Origin of the sequence: Pseudomonas sp. BP11-1-1 (assembly GCF_052112105.1) — a bacterium.
Lineage (GTDB): Bacteria > Pseudomonadota > Gammaproteobacteria > Pseudomonadales > Pseudomonadaceae > Aquipseudomonas > Aquipseudomonas alvandae.
The window spans coordinates 437,497-450,436 of sequence record NZ_JAUTYU010000004.1 but is presented as its reverse complement, the minus strand read 5'-3'; the positions used below and the strand labels follow the sequence as shown (position 1 = coordinate 450,436).

Annotated in this window: 11 protein-coding genes; 8 read left to right on the top strand and 3 right to left on the bottom strand. The window is 61.9% G+C overall.

What is annotated here, in order from left to right; translation table 11 throughout:
- Positions 1 to 7: 7 nt before the first annotated feature.
- Positions 8 to 880, bottom strand: coding sequence for a glucose-1-phosphate thymidylyltransferase RfbA (gene rfbA / locus Q7C33_RS11680; protein WP_407683467.1), 873 nt, complete (start codon positions 878 to 880; stop codon positions 8 to 10).
- Positions 877 to 1,959, bottom strand: a complete 1,083-nt coding sequence (gene rfbB / locus Q7C33_RS11675) for a dTDP-glucose 4,6-dehydratase (protein ID WP_407683416.1) — start codon at positions 1,957 to 1,959, stop codon at positions 877 to 879. The genes rfbA and rfbB overlap by 4 nt, the downstream gene beginning before the upstream one ends.
- Before the next feature lie 262 nt (positions 1,960 to 2,221).
- Here rfbB and kdpF point away from each other — a divergent pair, with 262 nt between their 5' ends.
- The 6 genes from kdpF to Q7C33_RS11645 all read left to right on the top strand — a co-directional run bounded on the left by kdpF (position 2,222) and on the right by Q7C33_RS11645 (position 10,348).
- Positions 2,222 to 2,311: a K(+)-transporting ATPase subunit F gene (gene kdpF / locus Q7C33_RS11670; RefSeq protein WP_032863112.1), complete on the top strand. Its 90-nt coding sequence runs from the start codon at positions 2,222 to 2,224 to the stop codon at positions 2,309 to 2,311.
- 8 nt (positions 2,312 to 2,319) lie between these two features.
- On the top strand, positions 2,320 to 4,014 hold the full coding sequence (gene kdpA / locus Q7C33_RS11665) for a potassium-transporting ATPase subunit KdpA (protein WP_407683415.1): 1,695 nt from the start codon (positions 2,320 to 2,322) through the stop codon (positions 4,012 to 4,014).
- A gap of 10 nt (positions 4,015 to 4,024) precedes the next feature.
- On the top strand, positions 4,025 to 6,079 hold the full coding sequence (gene kdpB / locus Q7C33_RS11660; RefSeq protein WP_407683414.1) for a potassium-transporting ATPase subunit KdpB: 2,055 nt from the start codon (positions 4,025 to 4,027) through the stop codon (positions 6,077 to 6,079).
- Between the two features lie 196 nt (positions 6,080 to 6,275).
- On the top strand, positions 6,276 to 6,821 hold the full coding sequence (kdpC, locus tag Q7C33_RS11655) for a potassium-transporting ATPase subunit KdpC (protein WP_407683413.1): 546 nt from the start codon (positions 6,276 to 6,278) through the stop codon (positions 6,819 to 6,821).
- A gap of 131 nt (positions 6,822 to 6,952) precedes the next feature.
- Positions 6,953 to 9,604 carry a DUF4118 domain-containing protein gene (locus Q7C33_RS11650; protein WP_407683412.1) on the top strand — a complete coding sequence of 884 codons (2,652 nt, stop codon included), beginning with the start codon at positions 6,953 to 6,955 and terminating at the stop codon, positions 9,602 to 9,604.
- 48 nt (positions 9,605 to 9,652) lie between these two features.
- Positions 9,653 to 10,348: a response regulator gene (locus Q7C33_RS11645; protein ID WP_217860027.1), complete on the top strand. Its 696-nt coding sequence runs from the start codon at positions 9,653 to 9,655 to the stop codon at positions 10,346 to 10,348.
- 186 nt (positions 10,349 to 10,534) lie between these two features.
- Here Q7C33_RS11645 and Q7C33_RS11640 read toward each other — a convergent pair whose 3' ends face one another.
- Positions 10,535 to 11,572 (bottom strand): patatin-like phospholipase family protein, encoded by a 1,038-nt coding sequence (locus Q7C33_RS11640; RefSeq protein ID WP_198797858.1) that lies wholly within the window; start codon positions 11,570 to 11,572, stop codon positions 10,535 to 10,537.
- A gap of 208 nt (positions 11,573 to 11,780) precedes the next feature.
- Between Q7C33_RS11640 and Q7C33_RS11635 the strand changes: the two genes are divergently transcribed.
- On the top strand, positions 11,781 to 12,071 hold the full coding sequence (locus Q7C33_RS11635; RefSeq protein ID WP_030141851.1) for a hypothetical protein: 291 nt from the start codon (positions 11,781 to 11,783) through the stop codon (positions 12,069 to 12,071).
- A 104-nt stretch (positions 12,072 to 12,175) separates the two neighbouring features.
- Positions 12,176 to 12,937 (top strand): CHAD domain-containing protein, encoded by a 762-nt coding sequence (locus Q7C33_RS11630; protein ID WP_030141852.1) that lies wholly within the window; start codon positions 12,176 to 12,178, stop codon positions 12,935 to 12,937.
- Positions 12,938 to 12,940: the final 3 nt, after the last annotated feature.

The window sequence follows — 12,940 nt, the reverse complement described above, 5'->3', positions numbered from 1 at the left end:
CGTCGTATTATTCTTCTCCTGCAACCTTGGCTAGGTATTGACCGTATTCAATCTTTCCAAAAAAGCGTGCGCGCTCAAGCAAGCGTTCTCGGCTAATCCAACCGTTGTCGTAGGCAATTTCTTCAAGACAGGCGACTTTAAGACCCTGACGGTGCTCGATGGTCTGTACGTACTGTGAAGCATCAAGCAGGCTGTCATGAGTGCCGGTGTCGAGCCAGGCAAAGCCGCGACCGAAGCGCTCCACCTGCAAATCACCGCGCCGAAGATAGGCATTGTTGATGTCTGTGATCTCTAGCTCGCCACGCGCCGAGGGCTTGATGGTCCTGGCGATTTCAATCACGTCATTATCGTAGAAGTACAAACCGGTGACCGCATAGTTGGATTTTGGCTTTTGTGGCTTTTCTTCAATTGATAAGGCGCAACCCTTGCTATCGAAATCGATCACCCCGAAGCGCTCGGGATCTTTCACCCAATATCCGAACACAGTCGCGCCTGATGGGCGTCCGGCTGCTCGTTGTAGCAGTCCACCGAAATATGCCCCATGGAAGATGTTGTCCCCAAGAATCAGGCACACCGGATCAGTGCCGATAAACTCTTCACCAATCAGAAAGGCTTGGGCCAGACCATCCGGTGACGGTTGGATCGCATAACTGAGCTTCACCCCGAACTGGCTACCATCCTGCAGAAGGTTGCGGTATTGCGGTAAATCCTGCGGTGTAGAAATAATCAATATTTCGTTGATGCCAGCCAACATCAATACGGATATTGGGTAGTAAATCATCGGTTTGTCATAAACCGGCAACAGCTGTTTCGACACGCCCAGTGTGATGGGATGCAGCCGCGTGCCCGAGCCACCCGCCAATACGATGCCTTTCATTATGCGAGCAGCTCCTTTTCATTGATGAAACCAAGGCGTTCGCCTTGATAACTGCCGTCTTGAACGCGACGGCACCATTCTAAGTTGTGCAAATACCATCTGACGGTTTTACGCAGCCCCGACTCAAAGGTTTCTTGCGGTACCCAGCCCAATTCACGCTCGATTTTCCCGGCGTCGATTGCGTATCGCAGGTCATGGCCCGGACGGTCCTGCACGAAGGTTATCAGGTCAGCATAGTGCGCGATGCCTTCAGGCTTTTGCGGCGCGAGCTCTTCCAGCAATTGGCAGATTCCGCGGACAACATCGATGTTCTTTTGCTCGTTGTGGCCGCCAACGTTGTAGGTCTCGCCGACCTTGCCCGTTGTGACTACCTTGATCAGCGCTCGGGCATGATCTTCAACGAACAGCCAGTCACGGACCTGCATGCCGTTGCCGTATACCGGCAGAGGCTTGCCAGCCAAGGCGTTGAGGAGGACAAGCGGAATGAGCTTTTCAGGGAAGTGGAACGGCCCGTAGTTATTTGAACAATTGGTTAACAGGACGGGCAGGCCGTATGTGCGATGCCAGGCACGAACCAGATGATCGGAGGCTGCTTTACTGGCCGAGTAGGGCGAGCTGGGCGCATAGGCGGTAGTCTCCGTAAACAAATCATCCGCGCCGTGCAGGTCGCCATATACCTCGTCGGTAGAAATGTGATGAAAGCGAAAGGCCGTTTTTTCCGATTCGGGAAGGGATTGCCAATAAGCACGGGTTGCCTCCAGCAAACTGTACGTGCCGACGATGTTGGTCTGAATGAAATCCGATGGTCCGTCAATGGACCGATCAACATGGGATTCTGCTGCGAGATGCATGACCGCATGCGGTCGGAAACGGGCCAGCACAGCGCTGACAGTTGCCTGATCAACGATATCCACTTGAACGAATTCATAACGAGCGTTGTTAGCAATGCTGACGAGCGATTCGAGATTGCCAGCGTAAGTCAGCTTGTCCAGGTTTAGGACAGAATGCTCAGAATTCTCAATCAGCTCGCGAATTAGGGCAGAGCCTATGAAACCGGCGCCGCCGGTGATGAGGATACGCATGTGAGCTCAGCCTTCTCCAAAAATACGGCATAGCTTGTCGGCAGGAGTCGGGTAGTGCAATAGCAGTGTCGATCCGACTGGGGGTTTGTCGAGCCAGGCACATACTTACGCTGCAGTAGGGCATTCCCGCATCCCTCTCACTCAATCACCAATTTTTACAGATTCTTTATTCCCCCACCCCACCCTTGATCTCGCACCTTTACACCCTCCCTGCCGACAATCCCTCCACACACGGCACGACGCCGTACCACGGAGAAATCCCATGAGTGTTCTGGACGGGGTGTCGCTGCTGCTGGCAGTGGCGCTGTTCATTTATCTGTTGGTTGCGCTGTTGCGCGCGGACCGGGGTTAGGAGCGGCTATGCACGGTTATGACTACGGGCTGATCCTCGGCTTTTTCGCGCTGGTGCTGATCCCCGCGCCTTTCCTGGGGCGGTTCTACTATCGGGTGATGGAAGGCCAGCGCACCTGGCTCTCACCCGTGCTGGGTCCGGTGGAAAGGTGTTGTTACAAGGTGGCCGGTGTCGATTCGACCACCGAGCAGAGTTGGCAGAAGTACACCCTGGCCTTGCTCGCCTTCAACCTGGCGGGTTTCGCCTTGTTGTTCGCCGTGCTCCTGTTACAGGGGCATTTGCCGCTCAACACTGAAAACCTGCCCGGCATGGAATGGACCCAGGCGTTCAACACGACGGTCAGTTTCATGACCAACACCAACTGGCAGTCCTACAGCGGTGAGGCGTCCGTCAGCTACTTGAGCCAGATGATCGGCCTGACGGTGCAGAACTTCGTCAGCGCCGCCACGGGCCTGGCCGTGCTGGTTGCGCTGTGCCGTGGGATCGGGCGCAAGTCCGCCACGACCCTGGGCAATTTCTGGGTCGACATGACCCGTGCCACGCTCTATGGGTTGTTGCCGCTGTGCCTGTTGCTGGCGTTGTTTCTGGTCTGGCAGGGCGTGCCGCAGACCTTAGCGCATTATGTGCATGGGGTGACGATGCAGGGCGTCGACCAGGTGATTCCTCTCGGTCCGGCGGCCAGCCAGATTGCGATCAAGCAACTGGGCACCAACGGCGGCGGTTTCTTCGGCGTCAATTCGGCGCACCCGTTCGAGAACCCGACCGCTTGGACCAATCTCTTCGAAGTCGCGTCGATCATCCTGATCCCGGCGGCGCTGGTGTTCACCTTCGGTCATTACGTCAAGGATCTGCGCCAGAGCCGGGCGATTATCGCCTGCATGCTGGCCTTGTTCCTGATCGGCGGGGCGACGTCGTTGTGGGCTGAATATCAACCCAATCCAGCCCTCGACGACGCAGCCGTCGAACAAACTGCGCCACTGGAAGGCAAGGAGGCACGCTTCGGCACCACCGCCACGGTGCTCTGGTCGGTGACGACCACGGCGGCGTCCAACGGCTCGGTCAACGCCATGCACGACAGCCTCAATCCGCTGAGCGGGATGGTGGCGCTGATGAACATGATGGTCGGCGAAGTGATCTTCGGCGGCGTCGGCGCCGGGCTCTACGGGATGCTGCTGAACGTGTTGATCGCGGTGTTTCTCGCGGGGTTGATGATCGGTCGCACGCCGGAATACCTGGGCAAGAAGCTCGGCGCCCGGGAAGTGCAGTTGCTGGTGGTGACGCTGCTGGTGATGCCGGTGAGCGTGCTGGTGCTCGGCGCCATCGCCGCGAGCCTGCCCGGCCCTGCGGCGGCGGTGAGCAACCCTGGCGCCCACGGTTTCAGCCAATTGCTTTACGCCTACACCTCGGCGGGGGCGAACAACGGTTCGGCGTTCGCCGGCTTCGGCGCCAACACGCCGTTTCACAACCTGATGCTGGGCCTGGGCATGTTGATCGGTCGTTTCGGCTACATCCTGCCGGTGCTGGCGTTGGCTGGCAGCCTGGCCCTGAAGAAAACCGCGCCCATCGGCCAGAACAGCTTTCCCACCCATGGCCCGCTGTTCGTGACGTTGTTGACCGTGACCATCCTGTTGGTCGGCGGCTTGACCTTCCTGCCGACGCTGGCCCTGGGCCCGATTGCCGAACACCTGAGCCTGGGTTTCTGAGGATTTGATGATGAACATGCCAATGAGCAAGACCGTCGTCGCCAAGGCGCCGGAGCAAGCCAAAACCAATCTGTCAGCCCTGTGGCGGCCAGCGCTGGTGCAAGCGTTCGTCAAGCTTGACCCGCGCCAGTTGCACCGTGCGCCGGTGATGCTGGTGGTGGAGCTCACCGCGATCCTCACCACCGTGCTGTGCCTGGTTCCCGACAGCGCGGTGCCGACTTTCGTGGCCGCGCAAATCGCCCTGTGGCTGTGGTTCACCGTGTTGTTCGCCAACTTCGCCGAGGCCTTGGCCGAGGGGCGAGGCAAGGCCCGTGCCGACAGCCTCAAGGCCGGCAGCGAAGGCTTGAGCGCTCGTCGCCAGACCGCGGACGGCTTTGAAGTCGTACCCGCCACCCGCTTGCGCAAAGGCGATGTCGTACGGGTCGCGGCAGGGGAGATGATCCCCGGTGACGGCGAAGTGATCGAAGGCATCGCGGCGGTCAATGAGGCCGCGATTACCGGGGAATCGGCACCGGTCATCCGTGAGTCTGGCGGCGATCGCTCGGCGGTCACCGGCAACACGCGGCTGGTCTCCGACTGGTTGCTGGTGCGCATCACCAGCAATCCCGGCGAGTCCACCCTGGACCGCATGATCGCCCTGGTTGAAGGCGCCAAACGCCAGAAGACCCCGAACGAAGTGGCGCTGGATATCCTGCTGATCGGCCTGACGCTGATCTTCCTGCTGGTGGTGGTGACGCTGCAGCCGTTCGCCCACTTTGCCAATGGCAGCCTGCCGCTGGTGTTCCTGGTGGCGCTGTTGGTGACGTTGATCCCCACCACCATCGGCGGATTGCTGTCGGCCATCGGCATCGCCGGGATGGACCGCCTGGTGCGCTTGAACGTGATCGCCAAGTCCGGCCGCGCGGTAGAGGCGGCAGGGGATGTGCACGTGCTGATGCTGGACAAGACCGGCACCATCACCTTTGGCAATCGCCGCTGTGCCGCGGTCTATGCGGCCCCAGGCGTAAGCGCCAAGGCGTTGGCCGAAGGCGCCTTGTTCGCCTCCCTGGCTGACGACACGGCCGAGGGCAAGTCCATCGTCGAATACCTGCGCGGGTTGCATCCGCAGGCCGAACCCGCTCTGGACGCGCTGACCGCCGTGCCCTTCAGCGCCGAAACCCGTTTGTCCGGCGTGGATTATCAAGGACGCGTTTATCGCAAGGGCGCGGTGGATTCCCTGTTGAGTTTCATCGGCCTGCCCCGTGACGGGCTGCCCACCGCACTGGCGCGGGAAGTCGACAAAATCGCCCAGAGCGGCGGCACGCCGTTGCTGGTCTGCGTGGACGGCAAACTGCTCGGTGCCATCCACCTCAAGGACGTGGTCAAGCCCGGTATCCGCGAGCGCTTTGCCGAGCTGCGCAAGCTGGGGATCCGCACGGTGATGGTCACGGGCGATAACCCGCTGACTGCCGCCGCGATTGCTGCCGAAGCGGGCGTGGATGATGTGCTGGCCGAGGCCACGCCGGAGAAAAAACTGGCGCGTATCCGCCATGAGCAGAACGATGGCCGGCTGGTCGCCATGTGCGGCGACGGCGCCAACGACGCTCCGGCCCTGGCCCAGGCCGATGTGGGCATGGCGATGAACGACGGCACCCAGGCCGCGCGCGAGGCGGCCAACATGGTCGACCTCGACAGCGATCCCACCAAGTTGCTGGACGTGGTGCAGATCGGCAAGGAATTGCTGGTCACTCGTGGCGCGCTGACCACGTTCTCCATCGCCAATGACATTGCCAAGTATTTCGCGATCCTGCCGGCGCTGTTCGCCTCGATCTATCCGCAGCTTGGCGTGCTGAACGTCATGCACCTGCAGAGCCCGCAAAGCGCGATCCTCTCGGCCATCGTCTTCAACGCCCTGATCATCGTCGTGCTGATTCCCCTGGCCCTGCGCGGCGTGCGGGTGCAGGCAGCGAGCGCGGCGGCCTTGCTGCGGCGCAACCTGCTGATCTACGGCCTCGGCGGGATCGCGGTGCCGTTCGTGGGGATCAAGGCGATTGATTTGTTATTGACGGGGTTGCACTTGGTTTGAGCCTTGGGTGTGAGTTTTTTTGTGGCGAGGGGATTTATCCCCGCTGGTCTGCGAAGCAGACCCAAGATTGTGATTGCGGTAGTCAGACATGAATGTGGCGGTTCTTTTGGGGCTGCTGCGCAACCCAGCGGGGATGAATCCCCTCGCCACAAATGTGTGTTCACTCACCAAGCTGTGTTTCAACTGAGGATTTGAAATGTTCACTTTGATTCGCCCGGCCTTGAGCCTGTTACTCCTGATGACGCTGCTCACCGGCGTCGCCTATCCATTGCTCGTCACCGGCGTGGCGCAAGTCGCCTGCCCGGACCAGGCCAACGGCAGCCTGATTCATGATGCCGACGGCAAGGTCCGTGGCTCCCGGTTGATCGCCCAGGATTTCACCGGCGATGGCTGGTTCCATCCGCGCCCCTCGGCAGGTGCCTTTGCCACGGTGGCCAGCGGCGCGAGCAATCTTTCGCCCAGCAACCCGGCGCTGGCCACCCGCGTGATCGATGACGCCCATAAGCTGCAAGTTCCCAATCAGGGCCCGGTGCCCCTGGCGCTGCTGACCACCTCCGGCAGTGGGCTGGATCCGCACTTGCCTCCGGCGGCGATTGCCTATCAACTGGCGCGTGTCGCCGCCGCCAGGAATGTGCCGGTGTCGACGTTGCAGCAGTTGCTTGACGACAACACCGAGCGGCCCTTGGTGGGCCCGCCGGTGGTGAACGTGCTGGCGCTGAATATGGCCCTGGAAAAACTGTAGAAACCTGTGGGAGCGAGCTTGCTCGCGATAGCGGTGGGTCAGTCAATGACAGTGGCGGCTGAACGACCGCCATCGCGAGCAAGCTCGCTCCCACAGAGGCTTAATTCCATTCCTGAAACAAGAGATCCAGCATGAGCGACTCCGGCCGCGCCGATGCACTATTAGCCAATCTGCCACGCCACGACCGTGGCCGTCTCAAGGTCTTCCTGGGCGCCGCTCCGGGCGTCGGCAAGACCTACGCCATGCTGCAAGCGGCCCACACCCGGTTGCGTCAAGGCACGGACGTCATCGCCGGGGTCGTCGAAACCCACGGGCGCGCCGAGACCGAAGCGCTGTTGAATGGCCTGGCGCAGCAGCCATTGGTACGTTCGGAATATCGCGGCGTGATGCTCGAGGAAATGGACCTCGACGGGCTCCTGTCGGCGCGCCCGAGCCTGGTGCTGGTGGACGAACTGGCCCACAGCAACGCGCCCGGCAGTCGCCACGCCAAGCGCTGGCAAGACATCCAGGAACTGCTCGCCGCTGGCATCGACGTCTACACCACGGTCAACGTCCAGCACTTGGAAAGTCTCAATGATCAGGTGCGCGGCATCACCGGCGTGCAGGTGCGCGAGACGTTGCCGGATTGGGTATTGCAGGAAGCCGATGAGCTGTTGTTGATCGACCTGCCACCGCGCGAGCTGCTGGAGCGCTTGCGCGACGGCAAGGTCTACGTGCCGGAACAGGCGCGGGCCGCGATCGATGCGTTTTTCTCCCAGACCAACCTGACCGCCCTGCGCGAACTGGCCATGCAGACCGCCGCCGCGCAGGTAGATAACGATCTGGCCCAGGGCTATCGACAACTGGGCCAGTCGGCTCCGGCGGTACAGGGACGGCTGTTGGTGGGCGTGGACGGCGACGTGCAGGCTGAACGGCTGGTGCGCCACGCCAGTCGGGTCGCCCAGCGTCGGCATCTGCCGTGGAGCGTGGTGCACGTGGATAACGGCGCGGCTCGGGACGAGGCATCGCGCCAACGCCTGCAAAACGCCCAGCAATTGGCTGAAAGGCTCGGCGGGGAGGTGGTGTTGCTGCGGGCTGGCGAAGTCGCCAAGACCTTGATCCAACACGCCAGGCAACGTCGCGCGACATTGCTGTTGGTAGGGCAGTCCCGACCGCGGCTGCGCCGGAACCTGTTTGGCGGTGGCCTCGCGTCGCGCCTGTTGCGCAACGCCCGTGGCCTGGAAATCAACGTGCTGGACAGCGATGAGTCGCCGCCACCCGCCCGCCAGCGTGCAGGTTCCGTCCAGACCGGTTTCGACTATGCGCTGGTGCTGGTGGCGACGGTGGTGGCCAGCGCCTTGGCCTGGGGGATATCCGGGCTGCTGGCGTTGCCCAACATTTCCCTGGTGTTTCTGATGGCGGTGTTGCTGGTGGCGGTGCGCAGCAGCCTCGGCCCGGCGCTGGCCTGTGCGGCGCTGTCGTTCCTGGCCTATGACTTCCTGTTCATTCCGCCGAATTTTTCCCTGACGATTCAACGCGAAGAGGACGTGCTGACGCTGGTGTTCTTCCTGCTGATGGCGGCCTTGACCGGCAACCTCGCGGCCCGCCAGCGGCGCCAGTTGCAGGCGCTGCGCGACACCCAGCAGGAAACCGGCGAGCTGCTCGACCTGTCACGCAAACTGACCGCCGCGACCGATCGCCAGGCGGTGATCAGCGCCGCCGTGCTCCATCTCAACAGCGAGTACGACTTGCAACTGTGCTTGCTCAATCGCGACGGCCCGGCTGGCTGGAAAGTCGAGACCCCCGAACCGCTGACGTTCAACGAGGCCGAGCGCGCCGCCGCCGACTGGTCGTGGCAACACGATCAACCGGCCGGCGCCGGTACCGCGACGCTGCCGTCCGGGCGTTGGTGGTGGTGGCCTTTGTCGGCGGAGGGCGAGCCGCTGGGGTTGCTCGGCGTCTGCACGAAAGACGGCAAGCCGCTCAGCGACCAGCGACGGCGATGGCTGGCGGCCCTCAGCCAGCCGTTGGCCCAGGCGCTGGCCCGGGCACAACTGGCCCAGGACCTGGAGGCGGCACGCCTGCACGGCGAAACCGAACAATTGCGCAGCGCCTTGCTCGCCTCTGTCTCCCATGATCTGCGCACGCCGTTGACCTCCATGCGCGGCAGCATCGACAGCCTATTGGCGTTGGGCGAAGCGATTCCGATCGAGGACCGTCGCGAACTGCTCGAAGGCACCCGCGATGAGGCCGAGCGGCTGGATCGCTATATCCAGAACCTGCTCGACATGACGCGCCTGGGTCACGGCGCCCTGAAGTTGGCCCGGGACTGGGTGTCGCCGGCCGACATCGTCGGCAGTGCCCTGAACCGCTTGCGTGCGGTGCTGGCGCCGCTGGCCGTCAGCGTCGAAGTGCCGGCCGGCTTGCCGTTGTTGTATGTCCACGCTGCGCTGATCGAGCAGGCCCTGGTCAATGTGCTGGAGAACGCCGCGCGGTTCTCCCCGGTCCACGGCCGATTGTTGCTCAGTGCCGAGGCGACGGTAGACGAAGTTTTGTTCGCCGTGGCGGATGAAGGGCCAGGCATCCCCGAGCAAGAGCGCGAGAAGATTTTCGACATGTTCTACACCGCTGCCCGCGGTGATCGCGGTGGGCAAGGCACCGGGCTCGGATTGGCGATTTGCCAGGGCATGATCGGTGCCCATGGCGGGCGGATCAGCGTCGGCGACGGCCTCGACGGGCGCGGCACCTGCATCACCTTGCACTTGCCCTTGCAGGCACAACCGGGCATGGACGATGAAGCCTGACCGGCGCTGCGTTATGCTCTCGCGACTTGATTGTGATGAATGGAACCCATGAGCCAGAGCGCGACCCTTTTGGTCATCGATGACGAGCCGCAGATTCGCAAGTTCTTGCGCATCAGCCTGGCCTCCCAAGGCTACAAGGTGCTCGAAGCCGAAACGGGCGCCGAGGGCCTGGCCCAGGCGGCGTTGAACAAGCCGGATCTGCTGGTGCTCGACCTGGGCTTGCCGGACATGGACGGCCAGCAAGTGTTGCGCGAGTTTCGCCAATGGTCGGCGGTGCCCGTGCTGGTCCTGTCGGTACGCGCCAGCGAAGCGCAGAAAGTCGAGGCGCTGGACAATGGCGCCAATGATTACGTGACCAAGCCATTCGGCATCCAGGAGTTCCTCGCCCGGGTGCGTGCGCTACTGCGACAGGCGCCAGCAGGCGAAGCACCGCCAGCGGCATTGACGTTGGGCCCGCTGACGGTGGACCTGGCTTATCGCCGGGTCCTGCTGGACGGCGCCGAAGTGGCCCTGACCCGCAAGGAATACGCGGTGCTGGCGCAGTTGGCGCGGCATCCGGGGCGGGTCATCACCCAGCAGCAATTGCTCAAGGACATCTGGGGGCCGACCCATATCGAAGACAGCCACTACCTGCGCATCGTCGTCGGTCACCTGCGCCAGAAACTCGCTGACGACCCGACCCGGCCTCGGTTTATCGTGACTGAAGCGGGGGTGGGGTATCGGTTGTTGGAGGAGGGTGCTTGATCACCGTTGAGAGCTAAAGCCAAGCGCTGTTGTGGCGAGGGGATTTATCCCCGCTGGGCTGCGAAGCGGCCCTAAAATTTCATCACTCGGAGTGTCAGGAGAAAAATCCATTTCTGATACTTTTTTGGGGCCGCTACGCAGCCCAGCGGGGATAAATCCCCTCGCCACAAAAGTCTACAAACACTTTCAATTCTGCTCACGCTCATACCGATCCAGCGTATCCCTGGCAATCTCCCGCCCTAGCGCAATCAGCTCCGGCGCCTTGTAGAACTCGAAGAACCGGCACACTCGCTTCGGCACGTTGATCAGCACATCTGGCGGATAACCGGCGATCTTGTACTGGGCCAACGACGTCTGCATCACCTCGAAACTCTGGTTGATCAGGTCCAGCAAGGACGCCGGCCCGACGTTGTCGATGATGAACGAGCCGGTGGCGGATCTCGGTGCGCCTTCGGTTTCCGGCGCGGCGGCAGGCTGCTGGCCTTCGGGCTCGGCGGACTCGATCCACGGGTTGATATCGGCTGCTTCGGCCTTAAGCGCTTCCTGTTCCAACAGCAGCAACTGCTCGGCCTGTTTGCGGCGAAACGGCAGCCGTGAACCCAGGGAGCTGACCAAGGTGTCGAAGCGACGCCGGAACGCAGCGGGGCGCTGGATCACTGGCAGGCTGTATTGTTTCTGGTTGGTGGCGTTGAGGTTGACCGCGATGATCAGGTCGCAATGGCTCGACACCACCGGCACGATCGGCAATGGGTTTAACAAGCCGCCGTCCACCAGCATGCGGTTGCCTTGCATGACCGGGGTGAAGAGGCTGGGAATGGCCGCCGAGGCCCGCATCGCCTGGTGCAGGCAACCTTCCTGGAACCAGATTTCCTGCTGGTTGGTCAGGTCGGTGGCGACCGCCGTATAGGGAATGCGCAGGTCTTCGATATTGAGTTCACCGACAATCTTGCGGATCTGTCCGAACACCTTCTCACCACGAATCGCCCCCAGGCGAAAACTGACGTCCACCAACCGCAACACGTCCAGGTAATCGAGGCTTTCGATCCAGTTGCGGTAATCCTCGAGTTTGCCGGCGGCATAGATTCCACCGACGACGGCGCCCATGGAACAGCCGGCGATACAGGCAATGTCGTAGCCGCGCCGTTCGATCTCCTCGATCACTCCGATATGGGCGTAGCCCCGGGCGCCGCCCGAGCCCAATACCAATGCGACACGTTTTGTCATGAGGTGGCCTCTTGTCGAACAGACGTCAACAATGCACTGATCGACGGCCCGGCTCAAATCGTTGTGGCGCAGACGTCGTTTTTTGACACGCCACGACGGCATTTGCGTATTCTCGTCCACACTTGAATATACCGGTCGAGCCGAGGCACTTTTTACTGGCAAAGCCGTCATACCAGCACGACTGTTTACCTGACTTGAGGTGTTATCGATGAAAGCCCGGATCTGCCTGCCCCTGATGGCATCCTTGATGGTTCTGGCCCTGGCCGGTTGCGCCGGCAAGACCGCCTACCGCGACAGTTGCGGCAGCCAGCTCGACAGCGCATGGCGTGAACTTGACCTGGCCAAGGCCGAAGGATTCGCCGGTACCGTCAGCTACTCCAAGGCCCTGTCGTTGCTGACCGGTGCCAAGACCCAGCAGCAATTCGAAGCGTATGAAGGCTGCACCAAAAAAGCCGAGAAGGCCCGCTTCTACATCCGCGAATCCCGCGCAGGAAGATGATAAAGGCAGCTGCAAGCTTTAAGCTTTGAGCTTCAAGAGGGCGACGCGCCGCTCCACTTGCCGCTTGAAGCTTATCGCTTGAGGCTGCGTACGGAGTACGTCTCATGATCGATCGGCTGGTGGCCCGGATACTGGGCCTGGAAGTCCGCCTGCTGGCCTGTCAGGCCCGCTTGAACGCCCAAACCGACAGCGAAGCATTGCATGACCTGCGGACCACGGTCCGTCGGTTGCGCAGCCTGCTTCGTCCGTTGCGTGGACTGCCCGGTGTCGAGCAGCTGGAAACGGCCGCGTCGGCAGTCGGTAGCCTGACCACGCCTTTGCGCGACCGTGAAGTGCTGGCGGCCTATCTCGAGAAGCACGGCAAGACCGAGGCGGCGCAGCGGCGCCAGGTGCAAATGGCCGAGGCGTATCCCGCCGTGGCCGGCAGCCCCGAGCTGGCGCAGCTGTTGATGATTCTCGACGCGTTCCCACGCTTCATCCGTGCAGCCCAGCGCCAGGGCTTGCTCGACGGGCTGCGCAAACGCATCGAAAAACGCCTCGACAAACAATGGAAAAAACTCGGCGAGGCCTTGCGTGATCCGGCTCATGACCGTCATCGCCTGCGCCTGTTGATCAAGCGCGTGCGCTACGCCATCGAAGCCTATCCTGAACTCGATCGCTTGCCGGAGGCGGCCATGCCACGGCTCAAGTCCGCCCAGGGCGCATTGGGCGATTGGCACGATTGCTGGCAGTGGCTGGCGCGGGCCGAGCAGGAAGCCGACCTGCAACCCTGTGTACCGGTCTGGCAAATCACCATGGAAAAGGCCGAGGCCAAGTCCGATCGGGTGCTGGATAAGTTGATTGCCAGTTGCTTCGATAAATCCTGAATC